Annotated in this window: 14 protein-coding genes; 6 read left to right on the top strand and 8 right to left on the bottom strand. The window is 31.1% G+C overall.

Annotation, left to right across the window (positions count from 1 at the left end; genetic code table 11):
• The first annotated feature begins 113 nt into the window (after window positions 1–113).
• The 4 genes from CPG45_RS11070 to CPG45_RS11055 are packed head-to-tail and all read left to right on the top strand — an operon-like array spanning window position 114 to window position 4,053.
• Entirely contained in the window at window positions 114–1,097 is a 984-nt protein-coding gene (locus CPG45_RS11070; RefSeq protein ID WP_096231938.1) for an ABC transporter ATP-binding protein, read from the top strand.
• Window positions 1,063–1,770 (top strand): ABC transporter permease, encoded by a 708-nt coding sequence (locus CPG45_RS11065; protein WP_096231937.1) that lies wholly within the window; start codon window positions 1,063–1,065, stop codon window positions 1,768–1,770. Before CPG45_RS11070 ends, CPG45_RS11065 begins: the two co-directional genes overlap by 35 nt.
• 13 nt (window positions 1,771–1,783) lie before the next feature.
• Window positions 1,784–3,166, top strand: coding sequence for a GldG family protein (locus CPG45_RS11060; RefSeq protein ID WP_096231936.1), 1,383 nt, complete (start codon window positions 1,784–1,786; stop codon window positions 3,164–3,166).
• Window positions 3,163–4,053: a DUF4340 domain-containing protein gene (locus CPG45_RS11055; RefSeq protein ID WP_096231935.1), complete on the top strand. Its 891-nt coding sequence runs from the start codon at window positions 3,163–3,165 to the stop codon at window positions 4,051–4,053. Before CPG45_RS11060 ends, CPG45_RS11055 begins: the two co-directional genes overlap by 4 nt.
• Window positions 4,054–4,059: 6 nt before the next feature.
• Here CPG45_RS11055 and CPG45_RS11050 read toward each other — a convergent pair whose 3' ends face one another.
• A complete protein-coding gene (locus tag CPG45_RS11050) occupies window positions 4,060–5,064 on the bottom strand; it encodes a helix-turn-helix transcriptional regulator (RefSeq protein ID WP_096231934.1) in 1,005 nt (334 codons plus the stop codon).
• Between the two features lie 238 nt (window positions 5,065–5,302).
• Between CPG45_RS11050 and CPG45_RS11045 the strand changes: the two genes are divergently transcribed.
• Window positions 5,303–7,054 carry a cell division protein FtsA gene (locus CPG45_RS11045; protein ID WP_096231933.1) on the top strand — a complete coding sequence of 584 codons (1,752 nt, stop codon included), beginning with the start codon at window positions 5,303–5,305 and terminating at the stop codon, window positions 7,052–7,054.
• Window positions 7,055–7,101: 47 nt separating this feature from the next.
• Here the strand turns inward: CPG45_RS11045 and CPG45_RS11040 are convergent, their stop codons facing one another.
• Window positions 7,102–8,088, bottom strand: a complete 987-nt coding sequence (locus CPG45_RS11040) for an acyl-CoA dehydratase activase (RefSeq protein ID WP_096231931.1) — start codon at window positions 8,086–8,088, stop codon at window positions 7,102–7,104.
• A gap of 132 nt (window positions 8,089–8,220) precedes the next feature.
• Here CPG45_RS11040 and CPG45_RS11035 point away from each other — a divergent pair, with 132 nt between their 5' ends.
• Window positions 8,221–9,747 carry an ATP-dependent metallopeptidase FtsH/Yme1/Tma family protein gene (locus CPG45_RS11035; RefSeq protein WP_096231929.1) on the top strand — a complete coding sequence of 509 codons (1,527 nt, stop codon included), beginning with the start codon at window positions 8,221–8,223 and terminating at the stop codon, window positions 9,745–9,747.
• A gap of 21 nt (window positions 9,748–9,768) precedes the next feature.
• Here CPG45_RS11035 and CPG45_RS11030 read toward each other — a convergent pair whose 3' ends face one another.
• From CPG45_RS11030 to CPG45_RS11005, 6 genes are read right to left on the bottom strand one after another with little or no spacing between them, the layout of a single operon-like run.
• Window positions 9,769–10,440: a TIGR01906 family membrane protein gene (locus CPG45_RS11030; RefSeq protein ID WP_096231928.1), complete on the bottom strand. Its 672-nt coding sequence runs from the start codon at window positions 10,438–10,440 to the stop codon at window positions 9,769–9,771.
• A 3-nt stretch (window positions 10,441–10,443) separates the two neighbouring features.
• On the bottom strand, window positions 10,444–11,928 hold the full coding sequence (locus tag CPG45_RS11025; RefSeq protein ID WP_096231926.1) for a hypothetical protein: 1,485 nt from the start codon (window positions 11,926–11,928) through the stop codon (window positions 10,444–10,446).
• A gap of 15 nt (window positions 11,929–11,943) precedes the next feature.
• Window positions 11,944–12,891, bottom strand: a complete 948-nt coding sequence (locus CPG45_RS11020; protein ID WP_231968719.1) for a hypothetical protein — start codon at window positions 12,889–12,891, stop codon at window positions 11,944–11,946.
• Window positions 12,892–12,905: 14 nt separating this feature from the next.
• On the bottom strand, window positions 12,906–14,483 hold the full coding sequence (locus CPG45_RS11015; protein WP_172856548.1) for a HEAT repeat domain-containing protein: 1,578 nt from the start codon (window positions 14,481–14,483) through the stop codon (window positions 12,906–12,908).
• Window positions 14,473–16,095 carry an Hsp70 family protein gene (locus CPG45_RS11010; RefSeq protein ID WP_096231922.1) on the bottom strand — a complete coding sequence of 541 codons (1,623 nt, stop codon included), beginning with the start codon at window positions 16,093–16,095 and terminating at the stop codon, window positions 14,473–14,475. Before CPG45_RS11010 ends, CPG45_RS11015 begins: the two co-directional genes overlap by 11 nt.
• 29 nt (window positions 16,096–16,124) lie before the next feature.
• Window positions 16,125–18,062, bottom strand: a complete 1,938-nt coding sequence (locus CPG45_RS11005) for an MBL fold metallo-hydrolase (RefSeq protein WP_231968717.1) — start codon at window positions 18,060–18,062, stop codon at window positions 16,125–16,127.
• Window position 18,063 lies beyond the last annotated feature (1 nt).

Below are 18,063 nucleotides of genomic sequence, written 5' to 3'. Positions count from 1 at the left end.
TGAATACTTTATTTTTTTGCATTTTTAAAACTTTCTTCATATTTTGTTAACAATTTATTAATAATACTTGACTATAATTAAATAGTATATACAAAAAGGAGGTTTTGGCTCTTATGATGATAGAAGTAAATAACATCACAAAAACCTACGGAAGCCGTAAAGCCGTAGATAACATCAGTTTTTCCGTCGATACTGGAGAAATTGTCGGCTTCTTAGGACCAAATGGTGCTGGAAAAAGCTCTACCATGAAAATGATAACTGGTTTTATGCCACCTACTTCTGGCACTGTAAAAATCGCTGGTTATGACATCATTGAAGATGCGATAAAGGCTAAAAAACATATTGGATATCTACCAGAAGTTCCACCACTATACCTTGATATGACAGTCGAAGCATATCTTGCATTCGTATGTGAATTAAAAGAGGTGCCTCGAAAAGATCGTAAATCTACAATTGACAAGGTCGTAAATGAGATAGGATTAAAAGATGTAAGGAATCGTCTTATTAAAAATTTGTCAAAGGGATTTAAACAAAGGGTAGGTCTTGCACAGGCAATAGTCGGTGACCCCGATGTTCTTATCCTTGATGAACCAACAGTAGGACTTGACCCTAAGCAAATTAAAGAGATAAGAGATATAATAAAAAAATTAGGTGAAAAACACACAATAATACTAAGTACCCATATATTACCTGAAGTCAGCATGATATGTGATAGAGTTATAATAATAAACAAAGGAAAAATCGTCGCAATAGATACTACAGAAAATCTAACAGATAGCTTGAGTAAATCAAAAAGATATTTCCTTAAAGTTGCAGGGCCACAAGATAAAATTAATCCTATACTTAAAGAATTAAGTGGAATCAAGGATTTTAAAACTGTGGAAAATAAGGGTGAAAATTGCATCGACATTAATATTGATACCGTAGTTGATAAAGATTTAAGAAAAGATATCTTCTTTTCATTTGCAAAATGTAATATACCAATTATCGAATTCAGGCCGGTAAGTTATAGCCTCGAAGAAATTTTCTTACAACTAACGACAGATGAGGAGGTAAAGAACAATGAAAATCCTGACAATATACAAAAGGGAGCTTAAATCATATTTTCTTTCACCGTTGGCATACGTGCTTATAGGATTTTTCCTACTTATATCAGGATACTTTTTCGCTACATTCGTGCTTTCATCACAATACGCACTTATGACCCCTGTGTTTGGCAACATGATTTTCGTATTCATGTTTATAAGTCCTATTTTAACAATGAAACTATTATCAGAAGAAATGAAAAATGGCACAGATCAGCTTCTTATGACGTCGCCATTAACAGTCACAGATATGGTATTAGGTAAATTTTTTGCATCACTTACTGTCTTTATATCTGCATTAGTAATATCTTTTATATACCCACTATATCTAAAAATATACAGCACACCAGATTTTGGCCCTATACTAACAGGCTATATTGGAATACTTTTAATGGGTGCGGCATTTTTAGCTGTCGGAATATTTGCATCATCATTATCTGAAAATCAACTTGTTGCAGGTGTTATAGGCTTTTCGCTGCTTATTATATTCTGGATAATAAGCTGGCTTGGCGATGTATTTCAAGGCAAAACCAAGACGATCGCAGAAAATATTTCACTTTTGCAAAGGTTCAACAACTTTCAAAACGGCATATTGAATTTAAATGACATTGTCTTTTACCTAAGTTTTATAATCTTCTTTATATTTCTTACAATAATGGTTGTTGATAAAAGACGCTGGAGTTAAGGAGGTAACATGATTGAATAAAATTAGATTAAAATACGGCAGCAACATGTTTTTAGCAATCATTATTTTATTGGGCATTTTAATTATCGGAAACCTTATATTAGCACAAAAACCGATAAAATGGGACTTGACAAAGACAAAACAATTTACATTATCTGATAAGACAAAACAGGTTTTAAAAAATTTAAAAACTGATGTAACAGTATATGCATTTTTCAAAGATGACAGTGCAAAGACACAGGTGCAAAACCTACTTGATGAATATACGGGAATATCAAAAAGAATAAAGGTTAATTTTGTAGACCCCGATAAAAATCCTTCATTAGCTCAAAAATATGGAATTACCGATTACGATACTACTTTATTCTTGAATAGCAAAGATGAGAATAAAAGACAAATCGTTAATTCATATGATACCTTCACGCAGTCACAGGAAACAGGCCAGACAGTGTTCAACGGAGAGCAGCAATTTACTCAAGCCATAATAAATGTAACAGAAAATAACAAGATAAAAGCATATATCGTCCAAGGCCATAATGAAGTAAACAGTACAGGATCTTTAACGAATTTTCAAACCGCATTACAAGGTGAAGGATATGAAGTAAGCGACTTAAATATAGGTCAGTCCGGAGGTATACCAAAAGATGCAGGTCTTATAATAATTGCAAATCCCCAAATGGATTATACTGACCAAGAAATGAATGCACTTAAGGATTACTTTAATAAGGGCGGAAAAGCAATCATTATGATGGGTGCTGAAAATGGAACCTTAAAACAAAAGTCAATAAATGATTTATTGTCGACATGGAATATAAAAATCGACAATGATGTAATAGTCGATCCATCAAGAAATTATTTTATGGATGCATTATCACCCGTACCTGTATATGGTTATCACCAGATAACCGATAAATTAGAGTCGGCAAATTTAGCTTCTGTTGCCCCAAGCTCAAGGAGCATCACGTATAAGGAGACAAATGACGGAAACCTATCAATACAATCATTTTTAACAACAAGCGATAAAGCATGGGGTGAAACAAACTTCAACAGCAAACAGGCAAGCTTTGACAGCAATGATATAAAAGGTCCTCTTACGCTGGGTGTTACAATATCTGACAAAAAGACAGGAATGAAAATAGTCCTTCTTGGAAATGACCTCATTGCAACGAATAAAGTTATAGGCATAGAGGGAAATAAAGACCTTTTGATGAATAGTGCCAATTGGCTTTCAAATAAAACTTCTCAGATATCTATAAGTCCAAAAACCCTTGACTATGCAAGGCTATTTATGACAGGAAAACAAGCAAATTCAATGTTTTTAGTAACAGTTGTTGTTATTCCTTTAGTCATATGGGTCATAGGCGGATATGTCTTCTTCAGAAGGAGGGCACTATGAAGACTTTTAGAAATACGATAATATTGTTCATTGTCTTTGCAGCACTACTTGGATTTTATTACTATAATAAAAGTACAAAAAAACCAACAGCAACGGCCAATGTAGTAAGTATTAGTAAAAGCAATATTGAATCAATAGATATTAAAAGCAACAACAATGAAGTTACTTTAAAAAAGTCCAGTGGCAACTATGAACTTGTCAAACCTATAAACTACAAAGCTGACAGTATAAATGCTGATGATACATTAAATTCACTGACACAATTAAAGTATAGCAGGAAATTTTCTGACAGCGATTTAAAAAAATATGGGCTTGATAATACCAGTTTTACAATTAAAATTGCTTCAAATAAAGGTGAAACAGAAAATATTATTATTGGCAATAAATCACCTGTAGGTAATGCATACTATGTAAAATCATCAAAGTCTCCTGATATATATATCGTTGATGCAAACTCAGTTGAAAAGTTTTTATTGTCAGGTGATTATGTTTTTAACTATATTGATAAAGGTATATTCACTATACCAAAAGATAAAATAGCTAAAATCACTTATATAAATTCATCGGGTACTCATGATATTCAAAAGGACAAAAGCGGGAAATGGAAATATAATGGAAAAGAAATTAACAAGGATACCACTGATAAATTATTAGATGATGTAGTATTATTAAATGCTTCTGGTTTAGATTTAAATAAAAAAGCAAAGGGCAATAATTCAAGCTTTACCCTGACAATATCTGACGGAAATAAAAGTGAAGAAGTTAAATTCTTAACAGATGATAATTCAAAATACTATATAGAAAAAAACAATGAAAACATTGGTCTATATATAACAAAAGACCAGCTAAATGGGCTTATATCTGATACAAATAGTGCAATTAAATAAGGGGTATTACGCCCCTTTTATTTTTTCTGCCATTTTGATTATTTCATTATATATCATATCTTTAAATTCTTGAGGCCCAAGGACTTCCGCATCTGATCCAAATCCCAAAACCCATCTTTTTATCTCATCAAGTTGTGATACTGTCTTAATAAATATGATGGAGCCATCTTCATTTTCTATCAAATCATCTGCCCTATATCTATCATACTCCTTGACAAGCCTTGCGGCATTACCTGTAAATTTTATTTCTATCTTGTATCTTGTACTTCCCTTCAAAATATTCCATGTGTATTTATAATATTTAGTTTTGTCGAATTCGGGTAAAATCTCGAAAGATTTATTTAGAACCTCAATTTCCTTCATCCTAGATATCCTGAAATCCCTTATTTCATTATGAAGTTTGCAAAAGCCCGTAAGATAATAATGGCCATCTTTTTCATACATTATGTATGGATTAACTTCTCTAACAGTTTCTGAATCTGACGTAAATGAATAATATCTTATCTTAATGCATTTCTTTTCTACAATGGCATCATTTATCATCTTTAAAGTCTCTACAGTTACGTTCGTATCAGAATCTATATCTTTCTGTATCAAAAATGTCTTATATAATCTATCGATATAGTCGTCATATATAGATGGAATATATGATATAATTCTCTCTAAAAGTTGTAGCGCTAACTTGCCAGGCTCCGATGTATCATACTTTCTAATTATTTCTCTTAGAAAGAATAGAGAAAAAAGCTCCTGAACAGAAAAAACAAAATCTTCAATTTTGTATTTTTCTAGCGCATATGTTGTCCCTCTACCTTCACCGTCTTCATATATAGGAAAAACCATTGTAAGGTCATCTAAATCTCTCTTTATCGTCTTTGGCGATACCTTCTCACCGAAATTTTTAGCAATGCGGTTATATATTTGGTTTATCGTTACGCCTTTATTCTCCCATGATAGGATAGATAAAATCTTCCACTGCCTTTCTAACTGAGTAGAATCACTATTTTTAATCATTATTACCACCCCACACAAATACTTTTAAAACATTCATAAAAAAATTAATAACCAATATCCCTTTCGGGAAATAAATTCAAGAAAACTTTTTTGTTTGCATCTTATGAAAATCTCTATACTTTCCCATGCGAAATAAAAAATGTATAATATAAAAGAAATCTTAATAAAATTATACAGCATTAAAAAATTTATTAAAATATATTTTTCGATATACGATATATCTTTCGGGGGTATTGTAATGTATGATAATGTTATTTTTGCACTTGATATAGGTACAAGAATTGTCGTAGGTATAGTCGGTGTACCTGATAAGGATAAATTAAAGATACTCGCAGTAGAGCAGATGGAACACACCGATAGAGTTATGTTTGATGGTCAAATACATGATATAGATAAAGTATCAATAGTTGCTAATAAAATCAAGGAAAAACTTGAAAAAACTCTTGGAATGCAGCTAAAAAATGTATGCTTAGCTGCTGCAGGTAGGTCTTTAAAGACGCAAATTGTTAGAACTGAAAAAAGTATCGATGATAAACATGTGATAATGGAGAGCGACATAGACAATCTCGTTTTGTCAGCTTTAAATACAGCAAAAGAACAGATTTCAAGGCAAAGCTTCACAATAAAATATCATATGGTTGGATACTCTATATCGAACTTTTACTTAGATGGTCTTCCTATTACAAACCTCAAAGACCATACAGGGCATGAGATCGCAGTTGAAATAATAGCGACATTTTTACCATATGATGTCGTTGAAAGTTTATATTCTGTCGCAAAAAAAGCTAATTTAGATGTTACATACCTTACATTAGAACCTATAGCTGCTATAGGTGTTGCTATTATGCCAAAGATTAGAATGCTTAATATTGCACTTGTAGACATTGGTGCAGGTACATCTGATATAGCAATATCAAGGGATGGCAATATTATTGCGTATTCAATGGTACCATTTGCTGGCGATGAAATAACTGAAGCAATTCAGCAGCATTACCTTACAGATTTTAATACTGCCGAAAAGATAAAGACAAGCAATAAAAAAGAAATAAAATTTAAAGATGTGATCGGTGATGAACATAAAATAACCAAAAGTGAAGTTGTAGAACTTATTAATCCGGAAATAAAAAAGCTATCTAAGAAGATCTGTGATGAGATTTTAAAATACAATGGTAAAAGTCCATCTGCAGTATTCTTAGTTGGTGGCAGCAGCAACCTCCCGAATATTGCAGATGAAATTGCAAAAAATCTATCCATACCTAGTGAAAGGGTATCTGTAAGAAATATTAATTCTGTAAATGTTATTAATTATAAAGGAAGAAAGCTAAAAGGCCCAGAATGCATTACCCCAATTGGTATTGCATATTCTGCGTTAATTGATAGGAAAAATAATTTTATAAATATAAATTTTAATGGTAAGAAAATAGAGTTATTAAATGTAAAAGAAATCTCCATCATGGATGTTCTTTTAAGGGTAAATTTTGATGCCAAAAAATTAATGGCGAGGAACGGCAAGAAATTAAGTTTTAATCTGGATGGTAAAAAAGTTGTGATAGACGGTGAAATAGGAACTCCTGCCAAAATACTTAAAAACGGTAAGATTGTAAATCTTAAAACCATTGTACAAAATGGTGATAATATAGTTATTGAAGACGGTATAAATGGTAAAGATGCATCTATTACAATTAGTGAACTTAAAAGAAAGTATAATGCATCTAAATTTACTGTCAATGGTGATGCTGTAGATGATAATTATGCCATAAAAAATGGTGATGATATAAGAACATCGCCAAAGTATACCGATTTTTTTGTTTATGTTAATGGAGATAAAACAATACTTTCCGGTAAAGAGCAGTATATTTTTATTGATATATTTAACTTCATAAATTTTGAATTACCAAAAAATAAGCTTCCGGAAATGATATTAAACGGCAGGAAAGCTTCATATACTGATGTGCTTAAACAAGGGGACAAAATTGAGATTTTGATATGATTATAAGGGTTCAATTAATTGGACCCTTATAATCATATATATTTTATTTAAGACACATGCTGTGAAAATATATTTTTGTTGGTGGAATTAGCCCATTTACCGCATTTATCGCCCCAGCGGGATAATACTTCATCATCTTTTATAAATTCTACAACTTCACAGTGGTTTGGACAGCCATCACATTCGAAACCCTGTGCTCTGAAATCAAAATCAGTCACTTCAAATCCTTTAAAAGTGCTAAATCCTTTTTTCTTTACCGCCTCTTTTGCGAGGATAGCCGCACCTATTGCCCCCATAACACTATAATATTTGGGTACATAAACCTTCATGCCCAAAGCTTTCTCAAATGCTGCTTTTATACCTTTATTTGCTGCGACACCACCTTGAAAAACAATAGGTTCTCTTATATCCTTTCCCTTACCAACATTATTTAGATAATTTCTCACAAGTGCCTCGCATAGTCCGCTTATAATGTCGGGTAATGTATAGCCCATCTGCTGTTTATGAATCATATCGGATTCTGCAAAAACGCCACATCTTCCTGCGATGCGAACAGGACTTGACGATTCTAATGCAATATCGCCAAACTCTTCAATTGGGATATTTAGCCTAAATGCTTGTTGATCTAAAAAAGAGCCTGTTCCCGCTGCACAAACGGTATTCATAGCAAAGTCAACTACAACACCATCTCTCAATATTATTATTTTTGAGTCTTGACCGCCGATTTCGAGGACTGTATGCACATCTTTAATAAGATTTGATGATGCAACAGCATGGGCAGTTATCTCATTTTTTATTATGTCTGCACCAACTATAAGGCCTGTCAGCTGCCTTGCACTGCCTGTTGTACCTACACCTTTTACAACTATATCAGAACTTATTTTATCCTTAAGCATAAGCAGTGCTTTTTGAATAGCCTTTATTGGCTGCCCCTGTGTTCTAATATAAATAGAATCTACAATATCGTGATTTTCATTAATTAGGGCGACATCGGTGCTTACAGATCCAACATCAATTCCCATATATACATCCATATAATACGCCTTCTTTCATGAATTATTTAACATTTTTACCTTTAAAATCTTACTATATCGCTACCTTTTTTTACGTATAAATTACCATAGTACGTAAAAACTATTTTTAGTAAATTACTGGGGGCGATGACAATGAAAAAAAACTTACATATAATATTATTAACTTTATCATTGTTAATAAACATAATTTTTGGGATCTCCTTGTATACGTCGAAGGTAAATCACATAGATTTTATTATTGTATCAACACTATCCTTTTTACTTATAGGGTATATTCTGTATAAAAACAATATATCTGAAATGTTGCCTGTAAACTATAAAAATGAATTTTTAAATAAAGAAAAAGAATCAAATACAAAGGTCAATATAACATTTAGAGATGTTGCAGGACTTGATGAGGTTATAGATGAACTAAAGATAATCATTGATTTCATGAATAACACTGAAAAATACAATAAGATGGGCGCCAAGATACCAAAGGGAATACTCTTTTACGGCCCACCTGGGACTGGAAAAACTCTTTTAGCAACGGCACTTGCCGGTGAAACAAATTCGTCATTTATCACAGCATCAGGCTCAGAATTCGTTGAAAAATATGTAGGTGTTGGTGCCAGCAGAATAAGGGCATTATTTGCAAGAGCGAAGAAAACTACTCCGAGTATAATTTTTATTGATGAAATCGATGCGGTTGGCAGTAAAAGGAACAATGATAACAATTCTGAAAAAGACCAGACATTAAATCAGCTTTTAGTAGAGATGGATGGCTTCAACAGCAACGATGGTATTATCGTCATAGGTGCTACAAACAGGCTCGATATGCTTGATGAAGCACTATTGAGGCCTGGTCGGTTTGATAGGACTATCCACATAGGAAATCCAAATGTCAAAGCAAGACTTGAAATTTTAAAAGTCCATACAAGAAATAAACCTCTTGATAGTTCAGTTGTACTTGAAGAATTGGCAAAAAAGACCCATGGGATGACAGGTGCACATCTATCGTCAATCTGCAATGAGGCAGCTATTTTAGCTGTAATAAGGCATAAGCAAAAAATAGGAAGAGAAGAATTTGATGAAGCCATTGAAAGAGTTGTCGCAGGACTTCAAAAGAAAAACCCTGATGTGCTTGAAAAAGAGCGAAAAATTGCAGCACATCATGAAGCTGGCCATGCTATAATTGGTAAAATCCTCAATGCAAGTACTGTCGAGAAGATATCGATTGTTCCTCGTGGTGAAGCATTGGGATATGTTCTTAACTTTCCAAAAGACGATGCCTTTTTGATGACCAAAACGGAATTAAAAAATAAGATAACTATGCTTTTAGGTGGAAGAGCTGCAGAAGAGATCATGTTTAATGAAGTTTCCACAGGTGCAGAAAACGACCTAAAAGAAGCTACTAATATCTCATATCAGATGGTATGTAATTATGGTATGAGTGAACTCGGAAACAGAATATTTGACATGCGAATGATGAAATCAACTGATAAAATTGATGTGGAAGTAAATAAGATTATAAATATGTGCTACACAAATGCCAAAAAGATACTCATAGAAAAGAAGGATAAGATAGTCCAGATAGCTGATAGACTTCTGTCAAATGAAATAATAACAAAAGAGGAAATCGATGAATTAATGGACGATGAAAAACAGATGTGTGTATAAAAATAGGCTTCTAATTGAAGCCTATTTTTTATCATCTTTATTCTTTAAAAGATATGAGATAAATCCAATAATTAAAAATACAATGACAGAGTTCCTTATAGTAAAATATGAAATATCACTAAAAAAGCCTTCTGGTAACATCTGTATAAGCCTATCCTTTGTTATATCAAGCTCCCATAAATCATTATTAAAAAAGATAAGGTGAAAATATGTAAACCATCTATTAAAATCCAAAGAAACAATAATAGTCGCAACAATAATAATGCCGATTATCCACAGCATACCATGATATATAATATTAAATGTATCTTTTTTACTAAAATACAAAAAGAAAATTGACAAAACAAATAAAAATATAACAATATTTTTAATAAAAAATCCCCTTTTAAAGAGCTCTCTCACATCTTTCATATGTTTTAGTTCTCTTTCATTAAATACATTTTGATTCTGACCATATATTACTGCGTTTGTTTGAAGGCTGTCAACTTTACCTGATAGATAATCCTGTATTCTTGTTGCAACCTTTGATAGTTGATATTTATCCATACCAGTAACGTTGGTAATATTATATTTTGAAAATTCCATATAATAAAAATCACTATTAAATGCCATGTACTGTAGATTTGACAACATTATAAAAATAAACAAAAAAATAACCATGAATATGGGAACTATCTTATTCAAAATCCTCATACATTATAATCCTTCCTTGACGTTTTTTATAAGTGCCTCATAAAGATGCTTGCTATTCTTCATATCTCTATATAATTTTATCCTTTTATCTACACTCTCTATGATAGCAGCCTTTACATTTGCTGTCGTATCAAATTCAAGTGAGCTTTTTAAATAGTTTAAAAACTCATTTTCGAAATTCCCCGGCACTGGTATAATACCCAATAGTCTTCTCATACGGGCTTTTCGATAGTCTGGGTTCATATTCTTGCTTATGTCATCTATCATTGAAATCAGGTTCTCAATTTCTTCGTCTACAATTCTTCCCTCAATGATATCACCTGGCATGTCATCAAATGCATCACTATCATCATTCATGAGGTTTTCATATTCTGCCAATGTCTCTATGTCATTTAAAATATCATCATCTATTATGTTCTCTATATCAGACTCTAAATAATTCATTTCATTTAAAAGTCTGTTGTAGCTATACAATTCGAAATACCAATCAGATATATCGTCATTTAATCTCCTTAGGCATTCCTTTATTTGCTTTTTATTATATCTACCAGAATGTATATCCTCGTAAATATCTATAAAAATCTTTATTTTCGGTTCTCTTTGCATTGCATCTTCTATCCGATTATCAGATTTATACAAAATTATAAGCCTATTTACAATCCTTATAAGTGAATATGATACCTCTCTTATATCCTGGATTTTGCTTATAATCATTATACATTCTTTTAAGTACGATTCTAATTCTTCTTTTGTCGCATATTTTAAATTCAATGCCTGAAGATTTTCTATCCTATCCGCTATGTCAACGAATTTTTCACCATAACCTTCGATTAATTTCCCGTAAAAATTCTCTTCAATCTCAAAAATATTTTGAATAAGCTTATCATATCCATTATACTCGTGTGTCAATCCATTTTTCATATAATCAAAAAATCTCTTTTTTGATAGTGCAAATGGAATAGATGATATAACTTCCTGCATTCTCTCCCGCTTTTCTTCTTCATTTTCAAATACAAAATCCTTGATATTTCTATAAAATTCCTCTATGCTCACATCGCTATGGCCTATATTAAAATTTTTAAGCTTATCATTAAGAACGTCGCTGCAATAACGGGCTTCTATAAAATACCCATAAAGCACGTCAAGGTCAGATTCTAAATTTTCTTTTTTATTTTCAAGTTCGTTTATTATATTCTCTTTTATTTTAAAATCAATCTGTTTATAATATTTGATTCTATTTACTACATCTCTAAAGCTTTCAATATTATCGCAAATATCATTATCAATAGATTTAATAGACTTCAAAACACCATTTTTTTTGAGCATAACATCGTACATATAAATCGATTCATATATAAGCTCTAATACAGAAATAATCATAATAATACCTTTTTGTTTTTTGAATATTTCTTTGAGTGTATCAGAAATATTTAAACTATTATTATTCGCTAGTATATTTTTAAATCTTTCAATTTCGTCATGATGCATTTTTACACCTCGCAGTTACGAATTTTTTAACATCTTAGACAAATCATCAAGCAATGAATAATCATTAGCTTCCAAACTTACTGCAGATTGTTCATTTGACACATGTTTATCAATCAATTTAATCTCTTCAGATATCTTATTTAAGGATTCCTTTAACTCCACCAAATAACTCTTTATTTCATGATTTTCCTGTTTTAGGTCCATAAACAATTTATATATAGATACCTTTAAATTCTCATTGTTTCTTTCCTTTGACACACTGTCTTTAATAAGCTTTGATACATGCTTCTCAAACTCCAATCCAATATGTTGCAGTGTCATCTCGAGACGCCTTTTTTCTTGCTCTAAATCATCGACCTTCTTATTTAAACTTAATATCTCATTATCTTTATGTTCTATAACCCTTTTTAAATTTTCTACCTCAATTATATTCTTTTTTTCTTCTTTTATCAATTTATCTTGTAACTTTTCTATCTCTTTTTCAAGTTTTAAATATTTTTTATCGATGCTATCATTGTTTTGTACATCTTTTGGTTCACTCTTTTTACTATTTTCATTTATATCTAATTCAATAGCATCATTTATTATATTAATTATATTTTCTCTATTGTCAATAAGTAGTCCAGATATAATTAATTTTGTCCCATATTCAGTACATAAATTTTGAAGGTTTGATTCTATTTCTTTTACACCCATGTTACTTAATTTTTTTTGAACATCTTTATGCAATATAATCCATTCTTTTATAAAATTATCATATTTAAAATTATTATTTAATATTTCCTGTCTCAAAATAGGTATAATTTTCTTTAGTGGGCTCGATTTCTCATTTAACCTGAAGCCGGCCAATTTCTTTTGTAGTTTATTATCTAATTTAAATGGTTTAATTAATATACTATATGGCAGTGTAGATAAAAATATATCTATACATTTACTTTCATCAATACCATTTTTGTTGAACAAAATACCTCTTCCCTTCATGCCTTAATAAGTTTGTCGCGGTCTTTGTAGTTTTTCTCAATAATTTTCTGTGCAAGGTATCTGATTCTTGTGCTCGTATTTAATGTAGCATCAATAAAAATCCTCTCATTTATTATGTTATTTAATATGCCAGTATTTTTCCCAAGAATCTTATATATTGCGTATTGAATTTCTTCTTTCTTAGTAGTTTTCAATTTCGCAATTAACTCTTTTGCAATAGAATCATCAATGTCTGTATCAAGTATTCTTAATGTATTTAAACAAGCATAGCCGTCATCATTCCTTATTAAATATTTTATCCCTTCTATAATCTCATAGCTGATTTTATTTTCTTTAAAACCTTTAAGTCTCTTAAGCTCTTTAATTGCACATGTTATCTCACTATAGGTCTTATTTGGTACAATCAAATATTCAAAAAGGCTGCCAAGGTATCTTAACTCATTAAGCTGTATCAGTGCTGACATAGCACTTATGCATAAATCCTTATCAGTTAAATACTCTTTAATTATATCTTTTGCTTCATAGGCTTCGAGATTTGCAAGGGATGTAATTATACACGCCTTGATTTCTTTACTTATAGCCTCTTTTTTTAACAACTTGATTAAAAAATTTATTGCATTCGGATCCTTTGTGTATCCTATCCCGATTATAATATTAATCTTATTTTCGATCAGGGGGCTATTTAAAGCCTCTATCAAATAATTCGTTGCCACACTAGTCCTCATTTTTCCGAGTGTAATTGCTGCCTTTTGATTGTACTCTTCATTGTAAAGCATCTTTGAGAGGCTCTCGATGGCTATCTCTTTTGAACGTGATATGACATTTGAGTAAACCGTATTTAGGCTTTTATTCACATTATTCATATAGCACTTTATTATCGCAGATATTGCTTCATCGCCAAAATGTGAAAGCTTATCAATTATTCTAAATGCGATATTTCTTTCATTTATATTAAAACCATTAAAAGTATTTACCATATTAAGAACAGGTTCAATGCATCTTGTATCACCCAAGTCTATCAAACACTCTGCGGCACAATCTTTTAAATTGTCATTATTAAGCAGCGTTAAAAGACTATCAAAGGCAGACTTCTCTTTGATTGTTCTAATTGTCTCTATAGCAAGTTTTAGCTGATTATCCCAAGTCCAATTTTTTAATATACAAATTAAGGCATCTCGACCAGCCTGACTTGAATTGCAAACACTTATTAAAATTCTCTGAATTGACTGAAATACAGCCTTTTCTTTTAAATCAAGTGCCTTTGTGCTATATAAAAATATTTCAACAGGGTTTTGACCTTCCTCAAATATGCTCTTTAAAAGGTCTATTATTTCGATTTCTATTCTATTTAATGTTTTTACATCCATATTTTTAATCTTTGTTGTTTTTTCAAAAACTAATTTTGCATTAACATCTGATATATAATTTTCAAAAATATTTTCATTTAATATTTTTTCTTTTTGGACATTTATCTTTGCTCCAAGAAAATTTTTACCATCTTCAATATCATCTTTATGTATATTAAAGAATAAATCCTTATTTTCTTGAAGAAGGCTTTTCCAGTTAACGGCCATCATGTAACACCCCTTTACCGATGGTTACATCTATCTTTTGCTTTTCATCATTTGTAATCCATGCTTCAAGATGTAGAATCCTATTCTTATCAAATGTTACTTTCAGTGATATAGGCGTTCCGGGCTTTATAACATTCGTAAAGGTAAGCTGTGCAGACCTTAACCTTTTCATTTTTGGGTCATAGATACTTTTACCAGAATATATATCAAGTTTTATACCTGTAGCATTGTCAACTTTGACTATATTATCATAGATTCTTTCGTAAGGTGCCTTTGTCCCTTGTTTTACAAGTAACACTGGTAAGCCATTCTTTACATCAAGGTAAATATTCTCAGCCACGACAGGATATATAATAATTTTACCTTTTTCACTTTTCTTTTTATTTTCACTGTAATAATTATATACTGCAGCACCTTTTGCAACAGAATATACAGGGTTAAGACATCTTATAGTCTTTTTTCCGAAAAAACTTTCAATCGCTTTTTGTACAGAATTATAAGCTGTCATACCTCCAACGAGAAAGACCTCATCAATATCCTCCTTTTTAAGGTTTGCCTTGTCAAGTGTATCTATTATTGGGTCTATAATATTAACACCTAAATTTCCTCCTTTAGTTAAAAGCGGCTTTATGCATTCATCGTATTCTTTTTTACTAAGCGTAAAATGGAAAGGCATATCATCAATAAATTTTTCAATATAACCATCATATATGACATCATTATCATAATTGGTATTAAAGTGCATATTTTCCTTCGTAGAAAACATCATCTTAGCTTTTTCTACTTCAAGCGATAATATGCTATATACATACCTTTTTATATCATCGTCAATAGTAATTCGCTTAAAATCGATGCTATTTACTATCGAATACTTATGTAGTAGGTATATAACACCACATAAATCAAAATTAATCCCACCTAGCTGTGTATGAGGCGATATTGCGATTTCTTCAACATTATAATCGTCATCCGTTATTTCGACCTTCATTATCGAAACATCACATGTCCCGCCACCAAGGTCGAATACAAGTACTTTATTAGGTTTTTGAAAATCAAATATCCTTTCCTTCTGAGATATTAAACTTTCTTCGTTTATTAATTCCAACAATGCGGCAGTCGGTTCGGATATAAAAATAAGTTCATTTTCCGCAAATCCTGCTGCTCTTGCGGCATTTTTAGTTGCCTCAATCTGGTCATGATTGAAAGAGGCCGGCACAGTAATAACCGCACCATTTACATCTGTGTTAAGTGACCTTTCAATATTTTTTTTAACAACTCTTAATATCTTCTCTGCTACAACTTCAGGTGTATAATTCTTACCATCAATTTCCCATACATGATTATGACTGCCAATGTAGTTCTTACTGTTGTATATGACTCTGTCATATCTTTTGGCCTTCATTTTTTTCGCTAATTCACCTATATATTCTTTCCCGTCATCATCGACATACAAGCAAGATGGCAACGTTTTTTTATATGTTATAGAATACATGCTATCATCTACTTGTTCCATATCTATTATATCTGTTTTAAGGCTTCCATCTGGCATTACATTTACACATGCTGCAACAGTATTTGTCGTTCCAAGGTCTATACCAACATATGGTTTCATTTTTTCTCCTTTATCTCCCGTATTTATTTTTATGGAGTAATAACTGATATGTCATTAAACCATTTTAATACTTCTTCGATATTAAACTGAATATTAGACTTAGCACCTCTATGGACAAGATAAACCTGCCTCGGGGTAAGCTTTAAAAAAACTTCAATAATATCCTGTACTATCCCATGATTTAATAAAGGTATATTTTCTTGTGACATAGCAATAGGTTTTCTTAAATTATTGCTTATATTTAATAAAATAGCATTGTTGAAACACATCAGTTCCCGACCATATATTAATGATGTGCTTCCGTCTGTAAGGTTATCCGAGCTTGTCATAACAAGACAGTTTCCCAAAGATATCTCTTTTTTTATAAATTCCCTCTTGCTCGAATAAAGCTTAATATCATTGGCATTTAATATACCATTTCCATAAATTGTTCCAATCATTTTTTCGTATAATGTTGTTATATATGAAAGTGCACCGTCAACATAAACATTATATGGTATGTAATCATAACTTCTCTTAAGCAACAAAAGCATATCTTGAGCTTTTCCGACCGCAAATACAGGTATAAAAACAATCCCATGGTCTATTAGATCAGATATTGTATTTAAAATCAATTGGTCCTGTATTTCTTTGTTGTATACGCTAAAATTTGATGTATATCCAAAAGTCGCTTCTGTTATCAAAACATCCGCATGCATTCCATCAGGTATACTTAAGCCATTATTTGATTCTACATCCTTAACAGTAAAATCGCCTGTATAGAATATAGAAAAACCGTTCACATCAATATATGCCGCACAAGCTCCTATTATATGTCCTGATGGAATAAGTTTTATCCGTACCTTTTTATTCTTAATTACACTTTCATAATTCAATCCAGTAAAAACCATATCATTAAGCATATTAAATGATAACTGTTCATCAATGTTTATATTCAAATCATGTATATTGTAGTTTTTTGAAAATATGCCATTTAAAATATGCAATGTCTCCTTTGACATAATAATAGGGCAATTTAATCCATTATTTATAAAACTTATAATTCCTCCACAATGATCCAAATGGCAATGTGTTACAATAAGCAAATCGATATTCTTTATGTCTATCTCTAATCCTTTTAAATCACTGTAAAATATCTTACCATCTTTAAAATTAATACCACAATCCAATAGTATGTTAATGCCTTGATATGTTATCAAGTAGCTACTACCACCGGTACTACCTCCTTCAATTAAACTAAATTTAAAATCTTCCATGTCACGGTATGGTTCTTGTTTATATATATCATAGTATAGCCTTAAAATGTTCTTCTTATCAGGAAAATATCTAAAATACTTGTTTTTTTTCAGGTCATTAGTTTCTATAAGTCCCCAATCAATCTCACATCTTAGCATATATAAATTATGTGGATTTAATACCTTTGCTTTTTTTAGTTCATCTTTCCACCTTTCATCTCCTTCAAGCTTTAATATTTCTGCCATTATAGAATGTAGCAATGATAGCAAAAGTTTGTCATCAATATTTTGCATCATATATAATAGTTCGTCTTTAATATCATAATTCCTTCTTTTATTTTTCAAAGTTAACAAAAAAATGTATATATTTATCCAAAGGTTTTCATCCTCATAATTCATTAGTTCGTCGTAAAGTTCTTTAATTTTTAGAGACATATCAAATTCGTCAAGTAAAAGTACACATTTTATAAAAAGAACCAAATTCCTTTTCGTTATAGATACATTATTAAAAATATTTAAAAAATGCTCTTTTGCATCATCAATAATGTCAAGATAAATTTCAGTTAATATTTGCCACAAAATAAGGTATGAATAAATGTTTTTGTCAAGGTCATGAACTATATTTTTTTGCTTGAATATATATTTATATGCATCGATATACCTCCCTTCATCAAAATATTTCGTCAACCTGGTATCGTATTCACGCATTATATCATCATGAATTTGTCCCACC

The sequence above is a fragment of the Thermoanaerobacterium sp. RBIITD genome (assembly GCF_900205865.1).
GTDB lineage: Bacteria > Bacillota > Thermoanaerobacteria > Thermoanaerobacterales > Thermoanaerobacteraceae > Thermoanaerobacterium.
The sequence above is the reverse complement of the archived record's forward strand: the minus strand, read 5'-3'. Positions and strand labels throughout refer to the sequence as shown.

Coding starts and splice junctions, on each gene's coding strand:
- CPG45_RS11070 (WP_096231938.1), top strand. CDS start 114: ATGATGATAGAAGTAAATAACATCACAAAAACCTACGGAAGCCGTAAA.
- CPG45_RS11065 (WP_096231937.1), top strand. CDS start 1,063: ATGAAAATCCTGACAATATACAAAAGGGAGCTTAAATCATATTTTCTT.
- CPG45_RS11055 (WP_096231935.1), top strand. CDS start 3,163: ATGAAGACTTTTAGAAATACGATAATATTGTTCATTGTCTTTGCAGCA.
- CPG45_RS11050 (WP_096231934.1), bottom strand. CDS start 5,064: ATGATTAAAAATAGTGATTCTACTCAGTTAGAAAGGCAGTGGAAGATT.
- CPG45_RS11045 (WP_096231933.1), top strand. CDS start 5,303: ATGTATGATAATGTTATTTTTGCACTTGATATAGGTACAAGAATTGTC.
- CPG45_RS11040 (WP_096231931.1), bottom strand. CDS start 8,088: ATGGATGTATATATGGGAATTGATGTTGGATCTGTAAGCACCGATGTC.
- CPG45_RS11035 (WP_096231929.1), top strand. CDS start 8,221: ATGAAAAAAAACTTACATATAATATTATTAACTTTATCATTGTTAATA.
- CPG45_RS11030 (WP_096231928.1), bottom strand. CDS start 10,440: ATGAGGATTTTGAATAAGATAGTTCCCATATTCATGGTTATTTTTTTG.
- CPG45_RS11025 (WP_096231926.1), bottom strand. CDS start 11,928: ATGCATCATGACGAAATTGAAAGATTTAAAAATATACTAGCGAATAAT.
- CPG45_RS11015 (WP_172856548.1), bottom strand. CDS start 14,483: ATGGCCGTTAACTGGAAAAGCCTTCTTCAAGAAAATAAGGATTTATTC.
- CPG45_RS11010 (WP_096231922.1), bottom strand. CDS start 16,095: ATGAAACCATATGTTGGTATAGACCTTGGAACGACAAATACTGTTGCA.